This window comes from Phocaeicola plebeius, from assembly GCF_003437535.1.
GTDB classification, from domain to species: Bacteria; Bacteroidota; Bacteroidia; order Bacteroidales; family Bacteroidaceae; genus Phocaeicola; species Phocaeicola plebeius_A.
Window position 1 is genome coordinate 151824 of record NZ_QSQT01000001.1, and the last position, 16201, is coordinate 168024.

Below are 16201 nucleotides of genomic sequence, written 5' to 3' on the forward strand. Positions count from 1 at the left end.
TTTATTTGAGGGATTTTACTAATTTAATGATTCGGTTTCCGAAGTGCTCCCAGTTGTTTTCATTCAGAAAGCTCCGATAGTCTTCAAGGGATATGGGAGTCGTTTTATAGCAGGCGACCGTTTTTTCTATATCCTCGTAGTCATGAAACGTGTAGACGTTCAGGCGCTTTTCACGTGCATAATCCTTAAATGAACCTACTTCTGGTCCGATAATCTTGCTTCCGAAAGAGAGTGAATCCATCAGAATTCCTGAACTCAGCACCGAATCAGGACAATAAGGGGCAAGCACAAACGCCGATTTCCGGATATAGTGTGCCAGTTCCTCGAATGAAGGGCTTTCACAGATAAAAGTGACGTTCGGGGGCGCTATCTGGCGTATCTCATTGGCTAATGAATTCGGTGAACATTTTCCAATAATACATACTTTGAGGTCTTGCGGATTGTTCTTCAGATAGGAAAGATATTCTAGTACTCCTTTATAGGGTGAGATGTTTCCCCAGATAAGTATGTCGTATTCCGGCATTTCTGCAGGTAGTGATTCCGGCAGACGGTTTTTGGTAGGATGATGAAGGAAATGTATCTTTCCGGCGGCATAGGGATAATGAGCCTCAATCATTTTCACACCTTCGGTGGCATGCGTCAGGATAAGGTCCGATTTTTGTGCGATGAAGCGGGTGAGGAATTTTTTCAATCGTGCATGGCCTCCAGCATGAGGCTTTTTGTTGTGTAATACCCATACTATTTTCCGTCCGCATAGTTTCAGCAGTATGACGAAGCAGACTGCCACAACAGACTGCAATGGTCCGTATTTGGAATCGGGAATACTTTCGAACCAGTTAAATATAAATACATCTCCCCACCGTTTGGGAGGCAGCAGGCTGAACAATGGGTTCTTGTGTGGCGGATTGACCACCTGGGATACTTTTTCCTGCTCTAATGCAGCTACAAAATCACGGATATAAGGATTGGCCTTCTGGTGAGGAAGGATGCGCAAACGTGGAAAAACGGTGAAGCGAATCATATTCTTACGATTTTAACAGATGATGAATTGGCTGCAGTCGCGAATGAAATACAATGGTGTGAAAAATGACTTGATACATGATTGCAGCGGGTTGTGATAGGGATAAAGCTGTTTACGGTTGTGGCAGCAGAGCATACAACTTTGCAGAATGCCCCATAAATTCCCTTTTTTCATGCAACGTATAATTTTTGCAGCTGCATAGTCTGTAAAGGGGTAATCGCTTAGAGCCATGAAATAACGTTGGGTAATTTTGCGCTTATCCTTATTGCTTAGGGTTTGTACTGCGGATACCAATCCTTTCAGCAAGCTGTAGTGGCTGCTGCTCAGATAAGAAGTGGCTTGGGGATGACGGCGCCAGTACACCAATGCTTCATTTATGAATCTTATAGGTCCGCAGGTCACGGCTGCCAGCATCAACAGTGAATCGTAGGATATACGATGTTCCTTTTCCACAGCTTCCATGAAGCGCGGAAGGATGGTGCGGCTGAAAAAGCATTCATGACCGGGCACATAGGGTTTCATCAATAGGAAAAGCGGGTTATAAAGCACGTTGGATGCATTTTTCATTCCCAGGGAGTGTGTGATGTCTGTTGTGAAGAGCTGGGAATTGTGGAATAACAGGCTGTAGCCTTCGACGTGTTTCATCAGTACCTCAATCTTGTCGGTACGCCAAATGTCATCCTGGTCGGTCGAGGCAATGTATTCTCCTGTAGCCCGGGTGAAAGCGGTTGAGAAATTATAGTTGAAGCCCAGTGACTGTTCGTTCACAAACAGCTTTACGCGGGAATCCTTCTGCTGGTATTCGCGGACAATTTCAACTGTACGATCGGTAGAACGGTCATCCTGGATAATCAGTTCGTAAACGGGGCAGGTTTGGTTCAGGATGGATTCAATCTGTTCCCGGAGATATTTCTCTCCGTTATAGGTACACATTACTACCGAAACTTTTACCTGTGGCGTAAGGGCTTCTTTCATAAAAGGTTTTATTTGTAATTTCCCGTTGCAAAGTTACTACAAAAAAGTGAAATGCGGAAAGATATAGTGATAGAATTGAGTTACAAGGGTTTTGGTTGAAGTGGCGATAATCCGTGAAGCCATTACAATCCCTGCCGAAGCCAAATCCTGACGCCGCTACGTTACTTGTTCGTAACCATGCCCGAAAATGCGACAAACGGGTACGAATAGCGAAACAAGGCTCTAAGGAATAGTGAGTTATCCATAACTCATGCGAAAAATCAGGTTACGGAAAAAGATTGCGCCGTTCCTCCCCGTTTTGCGTACCAACACCGGACTCTTCACCAACTAATTTTGAAACCCAAAAATTAAGGACAATGAAGAGTACATTTTCAGTAATCTACTACCTCAAGCGTCAGGTAGTGAAAAAGGACGGGACAGTTCCCGTCATGGGACGCATCACGGTGGACGGCAGCCAGACACAGTTCAGCTGCAAACTGACTGTCGATCCGAAACTGTGGGACACCAAAGGTGGACGTGTCACGGGCAGAAGCACGGCGGCACTCGAAACGAACCGTATGCTTGACAAGATGCGGGTACGCATCAACAGGCATTATCAGGAAATCATGGAGCGTGACAACTTCGTCACGGCGGAGAAGGTGAAGAACGCCTTTCTCGGACTGGAACACCGCTACCACACGCTGATGCAGGTGTTCCGCCAGCACAACGAGGACTACGAGAAGCAGGTGGAGGCAGGCATGAAAGCCAAAGGCACGCTGCTGAAGTACCGCACCGTTTACAAGCACATGCAAGAGTTCCTCGACATCCGCTACCATGTGAAGGACATCGCCCTAAAAGAGCTTACCCCGGCTTTCATCTCCGACTTCGAGATGTTCCTGCGCACGGACAAGCACTGCTGCACCAATACCGTGTGGCTGTACGTCTGCCCGTTACGGACGATGGTATTCATCGCCATCAACAACGAGTGGCTGACGCGCGACCCGTTCCGCGAGTATGAAATCAAGAAGGAGGAAACAACACGCAGTTTCCTGACCAAAGATGAGATCCGCCTGCTGATGGAGGGGAAACTGAAAAACGCCAAACAGGAATTGTACCGCGACCTCTACCTGTTCTGCGCCTTCACGGGGCTGTCGTTCGCGGATATGCGCAACCTTACGGAAGAGAATATCCGCACCTACTTCGACGAACACGAGTGGATAAACATCAACCGCCAGAAAACGGGCGTGGTGTCCAACATCCGCCTGCTCGACATCGCCAACCGCATAATCGGCAAATACCGGGGACTGTGCGGGGACGGCAGGATATTTCCCGTTCCGCATTATAACACGTGCCTTGCCGGTATCCGTGCCGTCGCCAAGCGTTGCGGCATCACCAAGCATATCACGTGGCATCAGAGCCGCCACACGGCAGCCACGACGATATTCCTCTCCAACGGTGTTCCCATCGAAACGGTCAGCTCCATGCTCGGACACAAGAGCATAAAGACGACGCAGATTTACGCAAAGATAACCAAAGAGAAGCTCAATCAGGACATGGAGAACCTTGCCGCAAGATTGAACGGCGTCGAGGAATTTGCAGGTTGCACCATCTAAAAAGAAAAGCCATGAAACGTGACACAATCATCATCGAGGACAAGGCAGTCAGCGTAACCGGTAACGACGTGTGGATGACCGCCACCGAAATAGCCGGATTGTTCCATACGACCGTCCCGGCAGTGAACGCCGCCATCAGAGCCGTCCGCAAGTCGGACGTGCTGAACGACTACGAGGTGTGCCGCTACATGCAGCTTGAAAACGGGCTGCACGCGGACGTGTACGCCCTTGAAATCATCATCCCGGTCGCTTTCAGGGTGAATACCTACAACACCCACCTGTTCCGCACATGGCTGGTGGGAAAGGCACTCTCACAAGAGAAACGGCAGACATACGTGATGTTCATACAGAACGGAAAAGCCGGGTATTGCTGATTGCACATACCCCATAAGACAAGTAAACGGGTAGCACCACAAAAGGTGTCACCCGTTTACTTTTTCATGAAACCGCCTCACTCCAGCGGCTTGCGGTAGTTCGCTTCCAGTACCCCGCGCAGCCCCGTTTCCGGGTAAAGCACCTTCCCTCCCAAAAGTATGAAGGGCAACACGCGGTTGTTGCGGTATTCCTGCAAGGTGCGCCGGCTCACACGGAGCAGTTCCGACACCTCGCCGTCCGTCAGGTAACGTTCCCCGTCCAGCGGAGGACGGTAGCTTTCCAGAAATGCGGACAGCCATTTCGAGCCTTTGCGCATATCCTGCACCACAGAGGCTATCGGCTCGTCTTCCATCGTAAAAACATCGTTGTTCTCGTTCATCATAACTTCGGATTCAGTGGGTGAATAAATCAAATCATCTGCCGTGCGGATAGAGCGTGCCGACAAGCGGTATCAGCCGCTTCACCTCCTCTGGCTTGTAATAGAACCTGCGGTTTATCTGCGAGTAGCCGATAAGCCGCCTGTCACGCAGCGTCTGCAACGTGCGCGGGCTTATTCTCAACTGCCCGCAGACCTCCTCGCCCGTGAGCCATCTTTCCATGCGCCCCGTGTCGCTTTTGCGCCTCAGGGCGGCGACCTTCTCCGAGAGTGCGCCGAATGCCGCCACCATCATCTCGAAAGTCTTTTTCTCGATAGATACTATTTCCATATTCATGTCATTTAGAGTTTGCCGCAAAGGTAACGAAACGGCATACAAGACGTATCGTTTTCCGCTGAAAGGCTGCCTGTTGCGCCGTTTGACCGGGTTACGGAGCCATCTTCCGCAAAAATCTTACGTGAGTCACGTAGTGAGTTGTTAAAGCCCCTTTTGTTTATTGCCGAATTTTGTCGCAGAAACAAAAAGAAAGGACTGAACATGAAAGTGATAACAATGGAAAGTTCCGCCTACAAGGAGATGATGGCGCAGATTGCGAACATCGCAGGGTACATCCGCGAGGCAAGGGACGAGAAGAAACGGAAGCGGGAAACCGAAGACAAGCTGCTTGACACGGCACAGGCGGCGAAGATGCTCAACGTGAGCAAGCGCACCATGCAGCGTATGCGCACCGACCACCGTATCGAGTATGTGGTGGTACGCGGAAGCTGCCGCTACCGCCTTTCCGAGATACTGCGGCTATTGGAGGACAACACAGTAAGGAACGAGGAAGGGACAATAGACACCCTGTTCCACAACCACACGCTGCGCACGGGCGGCAAACCAAAAGGAAGGAGGACATAGGTCATGGAACTGCTCACACGAAACAACTTCGAGGGCTGGATGCAGAAGCTGATGGAACGGCTCGACCGTCAGGACGAACTGCTGCTGGCGATGAAGGCTGAGGGGAAACAGCCCACTATCACGGAAAGCATCCGCCTTTTCGACAATCAGGATTTGTGCATGTTGCTCCAGATAAGCAAACGCACCCTCCAACGCTACCGCAGCGTAGGCGCATTGCCCTACAAGACGCTGGGCAAGAAGACCTATTACAGCGAGGAGGACGTGCTGACATTCCTTTCCAACCATATCAAGGACTTCAAAAAGGAAGATATAGCCTTCTACAAGGCTCGTATCCATAATTTCTTTCATAAATAACCCATTAAAACATTTTTCAGATGGCAAAGAAAAAAGACGAAAAGGACGTGCTGGTAGTCCGTGACGAGAAGACAGGCGAGATCAGCGTGGTAGCCGGGCTGAACGCGGACGGCACACCCAAGCGCACCCCCGCAAAAGCGGAGAACGCGCAGAGTTTCCTGCAATTCGACCGACATGGCGACGTGCTGGACAACTTCTTCAAGAACTTCTTCCGGCAGTGCAAGGAACCCAGCCGCTTCGGTTTCTACCGCATTGCGGCAGACCAAGCTGAAAATCTCTTAGAGGTGATGAAGCAACTGCTGAAAGACCCCGAAGCGAACAAGGAGCTGCTCGCCCCTCACAAGGTGGACACCTCCGACTATGAGAAGAAGGTGCAGGAAGAGATGGCAGCACAACAGACAGAGAAACAAGAACCTCAAAAACAGGAGAACATGGAACAACGGAAAGAACAGCAACAGGACAAATCCGAACAGATGCAGGGCAAACGTGGCTACCAGCCCATCGACGAGAGTAAAATCAACTGGCAGGAGCTGGAGGACAGATGGGGCGTAAAGCGGGACAACCTTGAAAAGTCCGGCGACCTTACGAAGATGCTCAACTATGGCAAGTCCGACTTGGTAAAGGTCAAACCGACCTTCGGCGGCGAATCATTCGAGCTGGACGCCCGCCTCTCCTTCAAGAAGGACGGTGAGGGAAACATCAGCCTCGTGCCGCACTTCATCCGCAAGGAGCAGAAGCTGGATGAGTACAAGGAACACAAATTCTCCGACAATGACCGGAAGAACCTCCGCGAAACGGGCAATCTCGGTAGGGTCGTGGACATTGTGGACAGGGAAACGGGCGAGATCATCCCCTCCTACATCAGCATCGACCGCAAGACGAATGAAATCACGGACATTCCGGCAAGCAGGGTGCGCATCCCGGAGCGCATCGGCAAGACGGAAATCACCACGCAGGAGCGGGACATGCTCCGCGCCGGACTGCCCGTACGCGACAAGCTCATCGAGCGCAACGACGGCAGAAAGTTCGTCACCACCCTGCAAGTGAACGTGGAGCAGCGCGGCGTGGAGTTCGTGCCGGGAACCGGCAAGTCGCCCCGTACCGCACAGACACAGGAAACCAAAGGCGACACATCGAAAAGTCAGGCGCAGGGCGGGGAAAATGCCGCACAGACCAAGAAGGAGCAACGCCGCAACACGTGGACGAACGAGGACGGCAGCATCCGCCCCATCAGCAAATGGAGCGGCGTGAGCTTCACCGACCAGCAGAAAGCCGACTATGTGGCGGGTAAAGCCGTGAAGCTGGAGAACGTGACCGACAAGCAGGGCTTCCATGCCACGATGTATATCAAGTTCAACCCGGAGAAGGGACGCCCGTACCGCTACGACACGAACCCTGACAATGCACAGCAGGTTGCTCCGTCCAACGAGAGCCGCACGCAGGTGGCGGTGAACAACGATGGCAAGACCAACGAGGCTACAAAGAATCTGAGAGAGCCGTTGCAGAAAGGTCAGACCAACCCGAAGGACGCCCGCCAGCAACAGCAGCAGGAGAAGCCGCAGAAGAAAACGGGCAAGGGCATGAAAATGTAATCCCGTGTCCGCCACTGAATCCAAAATAAAATCCAAAGTATCAACAAAAAAGAAGAAGACATGAAGACAATCATTGCAGAAAAGCCCTCCGTGGCACGTGAAATCGCCCGCATCGTGGGCGCGACAAAGAGAGAGGAAGGATATTTCGAGGGAGGCGGTTATGCCGTGACATGGGCATTCGGACACCTCGTTCAGCTTGCCATGCCCGACGGCTACGGCGTGCGCGGATTTGTCCGTGACAACCTCCCGATTATTCCCGACACATTCACGCTCGTCCCCCGTCAGGTCAGGACGGAGAAAGGTTACAAGCCCGACAGCGGCGTGGTGTCGCAGATAAAAGTCATCAAAAGACTGTTCGACACAAGCGAACATATCATCGTGGCGACCGATGCCGGACGCGAGGGAGAGCTTATCTTCCGCTACCTCTACCACTATACGGGTTGCACCACTCCTTTCGTGCGCCTGTGGATCAGCTCTCTCACCGACAAAGCTATCCGCGAGGGACTGCGGAAACTCGAAGACGGCAGCAAATACGACAACCTCTACCTCGCCGCCAAAGCGCGGAGCGAATCCGACTGGCTCGTGGGCATCAACGGCACACAGGCGTTATCCATCGCCGCCGGACACGGCACGTATTCCGTGGGGCGGGTGCAGACACCAACGTTGGCTATGGTATGTGAACGCTACTGGGAGAACCGCCGCTTTACGTCCGAAGCATTCTGGCAGCTCCATATCGCAACGGACGGTTGCGACGGCGAAGTCGTGAAATTCTCATCCTCCGAGAAATGGAAAGAGAAAGAACCGGCGATGGAACTATATAATAAGGTAAAGGCGGCAGGTTGCGCCACTGTCACGAAAGCCGAGCGCAAGGAGAAGACGGAGGAAACTCCCTTGCTCTACGACCTGACCACGCTCCAGAAAGAAGCCAACGCCAAGCACGGCTTCACGGCGGAACAGACGCTTGAAATCGCGCAGAAACTCTACGAAAAGAAGTTGATAACCTATCCGAGAACGGGAAGCCGCTACATCCCCGAAGACGTGTTTGCCGAAATTCCCAAACTGCTCGCTTTCATCGGCACACAGCCCGAATGGAAAGACAAGGTGCGGGCAAAAGCCGCCCCGACACGCCGCAGCGTGGACGACGGCAAGGTGACAGACCACCATGCCCTGCTCGTCACGGGTGAGAAACCGCTCTTCCTCTCCAAAGAGGACAATACCATCTATCAGATGATTGCCGGGCGCATGGTCGAGGCATTCTCTGAGAAATGCGTCAAGGATGTGACCACTGTCACGGCGGAATGTGCCGGAGTGGAGTTTACCGTAAAAGGCAGCGTCGTGAAGCAAACCGGATGGCGTGCCGTCTATGGCGAGGAAAAAGAGGAAATTACCATCCCCGGCTGGCAGGAAGGCGACACGCTGACACCGAAAGGCTCGTCCATTACCGAAGGAAAGACCAAACCCAAGCCGCTGCATACCGAAGCCACCCTGCTCTCGGCAATGGAAACGGCGGGCAAGGAAATTGAGGACGACGCACTGCGGCAGGCGATGAAGGACTGTGGCATCGGTACTCCCGCCACACGCGCCTCCATCATCGAAACGCTTTTCAAGCGCGGTTACATGGAACGCTGCAAGAAGTCGCTTGTTCCCACCGAAAAAGGACTTGCCCTCAATTCCGTCGTCAAGACGATGCGCATCGCCGATGTTGCCATGACGGGCGAATGGGAAAAGGAGCTGGCGCGTATCGAGCGCGGGGAACTGTCCGACGACACCTTCCGCAAGGAGATAGAGGCGTACACACGTGAGATAACCTCCGAACTGATCTCGTGCGACAAGCTCTTCGGCAGCCGTGACTCCGGCTGCGCGTGTCCCAAGTGTGGCACGGGCAGGATGCGGTTCTACGGCAAGGTGGTACGCTGCGACAACACGGAGTGCGGACTGCCCGTGTTCCGGCTGAAAGCGGGACGCACCCTGTCCGACGATGAAATCAAAGACCTGCTCACCGAAGGGCATACCAAGCTGCTCAAAGGGTTCAAGAGCAAACAGGGCAAGAGTTTCGATGCTGTTGTCGCCTTTGACGGGGAATATAACACGACTTTTGTGTTCCCGGAGGCTAAAAAGGACAAGAAATTTTCAGGACGGAAGAAATAGTATTAACTTTGCCACTTGTTCAGAGTAATGAATTGTTCTTCGATACCGGATTACACTCATACTTTGGATTTAGTGGTGGCACTCGGAGGGATACCGAGTGCCTTTTTCTTCCTTTTTCCAACCGATTATCCCGTTAATTATCAATCCGCTAAATCCAAAGTAATGAACAACAAGAAGAAAAACGAGGGTCAGACCGACTTTTCCTATTACGGTCTGTACCTGCTGGACTATCTCCGCACGAACAAGTTTGAACAGGCTGACGACACCGCTTTCATACGGGAACGGGCCGACCGTGCCGCCGAAACGTATGAGAGGGCACGGCTTGAAGGCTATCCCGCCGATGGTGCGCAGGAACTGGCGATGGACACGCTGCTGCGCGGGCTGCATTATTCCCGTTACGCCATCCTCCGCGAAGTCGTGGAAAACGAGTTTGCCGATGAAGTGCCGGAAGAGAAGCGTGAAGCCTTTGTCCTGAAACTGCTGCCGCTTGTCGGCAACGTGTTCTCCGTCTATGACCTCTCGGATGACAATTTCGCCCTGTCTTCCGATTACGACCTGCTCTACACGGAGCTGACGGGAGCAACCGTCCTTTACTTAGACGAATATGGCGTTTAACCGCAAACAGAAACTGCGGGACAACATCGAGGCGATACGGACGGCATTCATCCTTGACAGGGAAAATAGGACAGCGACAACCGAAGAGCGTGCCATACTTCAAAGGTACTGCGGTTTCGGCGGTCTGAAATGTATCCTCAACCCTGCAAAGGAACTGACGGATGCCGTCCGGTGGGCGAAATCCGACCTCGAACTGTTCGCCCCGACGGTGGAGCTGCACAGGCTTATCCGTGAGAACAGCAAGGACGAAACAGAGTACAAGCGGTTTGTGGATTCGCTGAAAGCGTCCGTGCTGACCGCTTTCTACACCCCCAAAGAGATAACCGACACCATCGCGGACGTGCTGGCAGATTACAGCGTCCGCCCCGCCCGTATGCTCGAACCGTCGGCAGGTGTCGGCGTGTTCGTGGATTCCATGCTGCGGCACAGCCCCAATGCGGATGTGATGGCTTTCGAGAAGGATCTGCTCACGGGTACAATCTTGAGGCATCTCTATCCCGACCAGAAAATGCGCACCTGCGGTTTTGAGAAAATCGAAAGACCGTTCAACAATTATTTCGACTTGGCGGTGTCCAACATTCCGTTCGGTGACATTGCCGTGTTCGACGCGGAGTTTCAGCGGAGCGACTCTTTCGGCAGACGCTCCGCCCAGAAAACCATCCACAACTATTTCTTTCTCAAAGGACTGGATGCCGTGCGTGACGGCGGTATCGTGGCGTTCATCACCTCGCAAGGGGTATTGAATAGCACCAAGACCTCCGTGCGTAACGAGCTGTTCAGTCAGGCCAATCTGGTATCCGCGATACGCCTGCCCAACAACCTGTTCACGGACAACGCGGGCACGGAGGTGGGCAGTGACCTGATTGTCCTGCAAAAGAACCTCAGCAAGAAGGAAATGTCGCAGGACGAGCGGCTGATGACCGTGATACAGACGGACACGAAAACCGCCCTGACCGACAACGCCTATTTCATCCACCACCCGGAACGCATCGTGCATACGATGGCGAAACTTGACACAGAACCCTACGGGAAGCCCGCTATGGTTTATCTGCACGAGGGCAAGGCAGCAGGCATCGCCGGGGATTTGCGCCGTATGCTCGACGAGGATTTCCATTACAGGCTTGCCATGCGCTTGTATTCGGGTTCAATCCGGCAGGCAGGAACGGAAGAAAAAGTTGCCGTTCAAAATAAAGTAGAGCGTCCTGCCATAAAATTGGAAACAGTATCCTCGGCGCAGACGGTGGAAACTCCGACAGAAAAGCCGCAACCCGCAGATGAAAAGCCGGAGATAGAACCGCGCCCGCAATATTCCGCAGGCGTGCAGCTCACCCTGCTTGACCTCTGGGGGATGACGGAAGAGGTCAGCCAACCGAAAACCTCCAAAAAGAAAAAGACGGTGAAAAAGGCAGTTACGGCAAAGTCCACTCCGCCCAAACCGAAAGTCACGGTTACACCGACAGCTCCAACTGCAAAACCCGCAATGGAGAATAAGGAGGTGAAAGCGGAGAACACCGCCAAGCCTGCCGACCCGGACGACATCTATGCCACACTGGACTGGGATACCAATCCTCCCATCAACGGTTTCTATGAAATGATGATGGGTTTGACGCCGGAGCGTAGGAAAGAACTTCGGGAACTGGCAAGGCAGCATAACGAGAAACAAGTGGCGGAAAAGACGGAAGTGAAAGCCGTGCCGGAAACTTCCCGTGAGCAGCCACGACAGGAGGAAACACAGCCGGAGGCAGTCGCCGCACCTGCCGTTACAGATACCCCATCGGAAGCGGTGGGGACTTTCCTTTTCCCCGACATCGAAGCGGAAAAGCCGAAGGAGGAAGTCGTGGACCTTTCTCCGCGTGCCTACCACCGCACGCCGGAGATGCACCTGCGCGAAGGGTCGCTGGTGGCTGACCGGGGGCGTCATAACATCGGCTACCTGAAAGACATCACGCCATACGGGGCGACATTCCAGCCGCTCGACCTGAAAGGATACCAGAAGGAAAAGGCGTTGTTGTATGTGTCGCTGCGTGACGCCTACGAGCGTCTGTACCGTTATGAATCGCTCCGGCGCGAGGCAAATGTTCCGTGGCGAGAGCATCTGAATACCTGTTACGATGAGTTTGTCATGCGCTACGGCAACCTCAACGCCAAGCAGAACGTGAAGTTAGTGATGATGGATGCGGGCGGGCGCGACATCCTTTCGCTGGAACGGATGGAAAACGGAAAGTTCGTCAAGGCGGACATCTTCGAGCATCCTGTTTCCTTCGCGGTGGAGAGCCATGCCAACGTAGGCTCTCCCGAAGAAGCCCTGTCTGCGTCGCTCAACAAATATGGTACGGTCAATCTCGACTATATGCGGGAGATAACCGACAGCACGGCGGAGGATTTGCTCACTGCCCTGCAAGGGCGCATCTACTACAATCCGCTCGTGACCGGTTACGAAATCAAAGACCGTTTCATCGCCGGAAATGTCATAGAGAAAGCGGAACGCATAGAGGCATGGATGGGTGACAATCCCGAAAATGAGCGTATGCCGGAGGTGAAGCAGGCGTTGGAGGCTCTGAAAGATGCCGAGCCGCAGCGCATCGCCTTCGAGGATCTGGACTTCAATTTCGGGGAACGCTGGATTCCGACGGGTGTCTATGCCGCCTACATGAGCCGGCTGTTCGACACGGAGGTGAAAATCGCCTATTCCGCAAGCATGGACGAGTTTTCGGTGGTGTGCGGCTACCGCACCATGAAAATCACGGACGAGTTTCTGGTGAAGGGGTATTACCGGAACTATGACGGTATGCACCTCCTAAAACACGCCCTGCACAACACCTGCCCTGACATGATGAAGTCCATCGGCAAGGACGAGCATGGCAACGACATCAAGATGCGCGACAGCGAGGGAATACAACTCGCCAACGCCAAGATTGACGAGATACGAAACGGCTTCTCCGAATGGCTCGAAGAGCAGTCGCCGCAGTTCAAGGAGCGGCTTGTGACGATGTATAACCGCAAGTTCAACTGTTTCGTGCGCCCGCGCTACGACGGCTCCCATCAGACCTTTCCCGACCTCAACCTGAAAGGGCTGGCAAGCCGGGGTATCAAGAGCGTCTATCCCTCACAGATGGATTGCGTCTGGATGTTGAAACAGAACGGCGGCGGAATTTGCGACCACGAGGTGGGAACCGGTAAGACGCTGATAATGTGCATCGCCGCGCATGAGATGAAGCGTCTGAATTTGGCACACAAGCCGATGATTATCGGGCTGAAAGCCAACGTTGCGGAGATTGCAGCCACCTATCAGGCGGCATATCCCAACGCACGTATTCTGTACGCTTCGGAGAAGGACTTTTCGACCGCCAACCGTGTGCGCTTCTTCAATAATATAAAGAACAACGACTACGATTGCGTCATCATGTCGCACGACCAGTTCGGCAAGATACCGCAGTCGCCGGAATTGCAGCAGCGCATCCTGCAAGCAGAGCTTGACACGGTGGAGGAAAACCTCGAAGTGCTACGGCAGCAGGGAAAGAACGTGTCGCGGGCGATGCTGAAAGGATTGGAGAAGCGCAAGCACAACCTTGAAGCGAAGCTGGAGAAGGTGGAACACGCCATAAAGTCACGCACGGACGACGTGGTGGATTTCAAGCAGATGGGCATCGACCACATCTTCATAGATGAGAGCCACCAGTTCAAGAATCTGACTTTCAACACGCGCCACGACCGTGTGGCGGGATTGGGAAACAGCGAGGGAAGCCAGAAGGCACTTAACATGCTCTTTGCCATACGCACCATACAGGAGCGCACAGGAAAAGACTTGGGTGCGACCTTCCTCTCCGGCACGACTATCAGCAACTCACTGACTGAATTGTACCTGCTGTTCAAGTACCTGCGCCCGAAGGAGCTGGAACGGCAGGACATAAGGTGTTTCGACGCTTGGGCGGCGATATTTGCCAAGAAGACGACGGATTTTGAATTTAACGTGACGAACAATGTGGTCCAGAAGGAGCGTTTCCGCTACTTCATCAAAGTGCCGGAGCTTGCCGCCTTCTATAATGAAATCACGGACTACCGCACGGCGGAGGATGTGGGCGTTGACCGTCCTGCCAAGAACGAGATACTGCACCATATACCGCCCACGCCGGAACAGGAGGACTTCATACAGAAACTGATGCAGTTCGCCAAGACGGGCGATGCCACCTTGTTGGGCAGGCTGCCGCTTTCGGAAACGGAAGAAAAGGCGAAGATGCTCATCGCCACGGACTATGCCCGGAAAATGGCACTCGACATGCGCATGATAGACCCGAATTACGAAGATCATCCCGACAACAAAGCGAGTCACTGTGCCAAGATGATCGCGGAGTATTATCAAAAATACGACGCCCAGAAAGGCACGCAGTTCGTTTTCTCTGATTTGGGGACATACCAGCCGGGCGACGGGTGGAACGTCTATTCGGAAATCAAGCGCAAACTGACGGAGGACTACGGTATACCGCCAAGCGAGGTGCGCTTCATTCAGGAGTGCAAGACCGACAAGGCGCGGAAGGCGGTGATAGACGCCATGAACGCCGGGACGGTGCGTGTGCTGTTCGGCTCCACCTCCATGCTCGGAACGGGTGTGAACGCACAGAAACGGTGTGTGGCAATTCATCATCTTGATACGCCGTGGCGACCGTCCGACCTGCAACAGCGTGACGGACGGGGAGTTAGAGCAGGCAACGAGATAGCCAAGCATTTCGCCGGGAACAACGTGGACGTAATAATCTACGCGGTGGAAAAATCACTGGACAGTTACAAGTTCAACCTCCTGCACTGCAAGCAGACTTTCATCAGCCAGCTTAAAAGCGGTGCTATGGAAGCGCGTACCATCGACGAGGGGGCAATGGACGAGAAATCGGGCATGAACTTCTCGGAATATATGGCGTTGCTATCCGGCAACACCGACCTGCTGGACAAGGCGAAACTGGAAAAACGTATCGCCTCGCTCGAAGGGGAACGCAAGTCGTTCAACAAGGGCAAGCGTGATTCGGAGTTCAAGCTGGAATCGAAGACCGGCGAGTTGCGCAACAACACGGCTTTCATAGATGCCATGACGGAGGACTGGAACCGCTTCCTCTCTGTGGTGCAGACCGACAAGGAGGGCAATCACCTTAATATAATAAAGGTGGACGGAGTGGATTCCGCCGATGAGAAAGTCATCGGAAAGCGTTTGCAGGAGATAGCCAAGAATGCCACGACCGGAGGGTTGTACACGCAGGTTGGAGAGTTTTACGGTTTCCCGATAAAGGTGGTCAGCGAAAGGATACTCAAAGAGGGATTGGAGTTTACCGACAACCGCTTCGTGGTCGAGGGGAACTACAAGTACACCTACAACAACGGGCATCTGGCGCTGGCTGACCCGTTGGCCGCCGCCCGCAACTTCCTCAACGCGATTGAGAGAATCCCCTCCATCATCGACCAGTATAAAGCGAAGAATGAGGTCTTGGAACGTGAGATACCGCAGTTGCAGGAGATAGCAGGCAAGGTGTGGAAGAAGGAGGAAGAACTGAAACAGTTGAAGTCCGAACTTGCCGCCCTTGACCGCAAGATACAGCTGGAACTTGCGCCGCCTACACCCGAAATCACCGAAAAGGAGCATGAAGGGCAACAGGTCAAACCGGAAGCGAAAGGTGTGCGAAACGGTATCAGGCAATATCCCGAAGATACATCACCGCAAATACGCAATCCATCGGAAAGTATTATCGCCAATCACACCATAACTGGGCATCCGGGGCTGTATGCCAAGGAGGAAACCCGGTCCAAAGGATTGAAAATATAACCTTAGGAATTTTATCTGAAGTATTAATAAGGGCTATCCCAAAAGGTCTAAAAGTAAATTTTATCCTTTCTGCAAGTATCTGTAGGATGGCAACTGCATTTTTTTTCTTTTTGGGCAGCCCTTATTAAAATTTATTCTTATTTTAGGTTATATACATTCATGTCCATTTATGTAAAAAATCCTGCTGACCTTGTTTATGTCTTGTCAGTCACCATTTGCAAAACCATATTTGACCCTCAAAGAGGCTGAATTTGATAAGCAACTTGCTACATACTCATAATAAGGAGCTAAATAGAACACGAATGGGAAATACTCAAATGCCAAACTAAAGAAGATATTGGCCAAAATAAACGTTATACCGAGAGAGAAACTTGATTTTTTTCAACTTCCTAAAACGTTGTTGTTCAAACATTTCTACTTATTTGTACTTACCAGTTGAACCTACG

Annotated in this window: 12 protein-coding genes; 8 read left to right on the forward strand and 4 right to left on the reverse strand. The window is 52.6% G+C overall.

Going from position 1 to position 16201, the window contains the following annotated elements; translation table 11 throughout:
* Position 1: 1 nt before the first annotated feature.
* Together DXD04_RS00575 and DXD04_RS00580 are read right to left on the reverse strand one after the other, a co-directional pair.
* Positions 2-1021: a glycosyltransferase family protein gene (locus tag DXD04_RS00575; RefSeq protein ID WP_117670045.1), complete on the reverse strand. Its 1020-nt coding sequence runs from the start codon at positions 1019-1021 to the stop codon at positions 2-4.
* A 12-nt stretch (positions 1022-1033) separates the two neighbouring features.
* The gene (locus DXD04_RS00580; protein WP_117670047.1) at positions 1034-1996 is read right to left on the reverse strand and encodes a glycosyltransferase; all 963 of its coding nucleotides are present in this window, start codon (positions 1994-1996) and stop codon (positions 1034-1036) included.
* 356 nt (positions 1997-2352) lie between these two features.
* Here DXD04_RS00580 and DXD04_RS00590 point away from each other — a divergent pair, with 356 nt between their 5' ends.
* Both DXD04_RS00590 and DXD04_RS00595 read left to right on the forward strand, forming a co-directional pair.
* A complete protein-coding gene (locus DXD04_RS00590; protein ID WP_004291422.1) occupies positions 2353-3588 on the forward strand; it encodes a site-specific integrase in 1236 nt (411 codons plus the stop codon).
* Between the two features lie 11 nt (positions 3589-3599).
* The gene (locus tag DXD04_RS00595) at positions 3600-3962 is read left to right on the forward strand and encodes a hypothetical protein (RefSeq protein ID WP_004291423.1); all 363 of its coding nucleotides are present in this window, start codon (positions 3600-3602) and stop codon (positions 3960-3962) included.
* Between the two features lie 77 nt (positions 3963-4039).
* On the opposite strand, the gene DXD04_RS00600 is transcribed toward DXD04_RS00595, so the two are convergent.
* A complete protein-coding gene (locus tag DXD04_RS00600) occupies positions 4040-4345 on the reverse strand; it encodes a helix-turn-helix domain-containing protein (RefSeq protein ID WP_004291424.1) in 306 nt (101 codons plus the stop codon).
* Positions 4346-4376: 31 nt separating this feature from the next.
* On the reverse strand, positions 4377-4676 hold the full coding sequence (locus DXD04_RS00605; protein ID WP_004291426.1) for a helix-turn-helix domain-containing protein: 300 nt from the start codon (positions 4674-4676) through the stop codon (positions 4377-4379).
* 138 nt (positions 4677-4814) lie between these two features.
* Between DXD04_RS00605 and DXD04_RS00615 the strand changes: the two genes are divergently transcribed.
* From DXD04_RS00615 to DXD04_RS00640, 6 genes are all read left to right on the forward strand, one after another.
* Complete coding sequence (locus DXD04_RS00615) at positions 4815-5240, forward strand: helix-turn-helix domain-containing protein (protein ID WP_004291432.1); 426 nt, start codon at positions 4815-4817, stop codon at positions 5238-5240.
* A 3-nt stretch (positions 5241-5243) separates the two neighbouring features.
* Positions 5244-5594: a helix-turn-helix domain-containing protein gene (locus DXD04_RS00620; protein WP_004291454.1), complete on the forward strand. Its 351-nt coding sequence runs from the start codon at positions 5244-5246 to the stop codon at positions 5592-5594.
* A 20-nt stretch (positions 5595-5614) separates the two neighbouring features.
* The gene (locus tag DXD04_RS00625; protein WP_004291455.1) at positions 5615-7186 is read left to right on the forward strand and encodes a DUF3945 domain-containing protein; all 1572 of its coding nucleotides are present in this window, start codon (positions 5615-5617) and stop codon (positions 7184-7186) included.
* A gap of 60 nt (positions 7187-7246) precedes the next feature.
* Positions 7247-9334 (forward strand): type IA DNA topoisomerase, encoded by a 2088-nt coding sequence (locus DXD04_RS00630; RefSeq protein WP_004291456.1) that lies wholly within the window; start codon positions 7247-7249, stop codon positions 9332-9334.
* A 162-nt stretch (positions 9335-9496) separates the two neighbouring features.
* Positions 9497-9949, forward strand: coding sequence for a DUF1896 domain-containing protein (locus tag DXD04_RS00635; RefSeq protein WP_004304266.1), 453 nt, complete (start codon positions 9497-9499; stop codon positions 9947-9949).
* Entirely contained in the window at positions 9939-15755 is a 5817-nt protein-coding gene (locus DXD04_RS00640; protein WP_117670049.1) for an N-6 DNA methylase, read from the forward strand. Before DXD04_RS00635 ends, DXD04_RS00640 begins: the two co-directional genes overlap by 11 nt.
* Positions 15756-16201: the final 446 nt, after the last annotated feature.

What these genes read in the sequence shown, in the direction of transcription:
- DXD04_RS00575 (WP_117670045.1), bottom strand. Translation starts at nt 1,021, where the DNA reads ATGATTCGCTTCACCGTTTTTCCACGTTTGCGCATCCTTCCTCACCAG.
- DXD04_RS00640 (WP_117670049.1), top strand. Translation starts at nt 9,939, where the DNA reads ATGGCGTTTAACCGCAAACAGAAACTGCGGGACAACATCGAGGCGATA.
- DXD04_RS00600 (WP_004291424.1), bottom strand. Translation starts at nt 4,345, where the DNA reads ATGATGAACGAGAACAACGATGTTTTTACGATGGAAGACGAGCCGATA.
- DXD04_RS00620 (WP_004291454.1), top strand. Translation starts at nt 5,244, where the DNA reads ATGGAACTGCTCACACGAAACAACTTCGAGGGCTGGATGCAGAAGCTG.
- DXD04_RS00630 (WP_004291456.1), top strand. Translation starts at nt 7,247, where the DNA reads ATGAAGACAATCATTGCAGAAAAGCCCTCCGTGGCACGTGAAATCGCC.
- DXD04_RS00605 (WP_004291426.1), bottom strand. Translation starts at nt 4,676, where the DNA reads ATGAATATGGAAATAGTATCTATCGAGAAAAAGACTTTCGAGATGATG.
- DXD04_RS00595 (WP_004291423.1), top strand. Translation starts at nt 3,600, where the DNA reads ATGAAACGTGACACAATCATCATCGAGGACAAGGCAGTCAGCGTAACC.
- DXD04_RS00590 (WP_004291422.1), top strand. Translation starts at nt 2,353, where the DNA reads ATGAAGAGTACATTTTCAGTAATCTACTACCTCAAGCGTCAGGTAGTG.
- DXD04_RS00625 (WP_004291455.1), top strand. Translation starts at nt 5,615, where the DNA reads ATGGCAAAGAAAAAAGACGAAAAGGACGTGCTGGTAGTCCGTGACGAG.
- DXD04_RS00580 (WP_117670047.1), bottom strand. Translation starts at nt 1,996, where the DNA reads ATGAAAGAAGCCCTTACGCCACAGGTAAAAGTTTCGGTAGTAATGTGT.
- DXD04_RS00635 (WP_004304266.1), top strand. Translation starts at nt 9,497, where the DNA reads ATGAACAACAAGAAGAAAAACGAGGGTCAGACCGACTTTTCCTATTAC.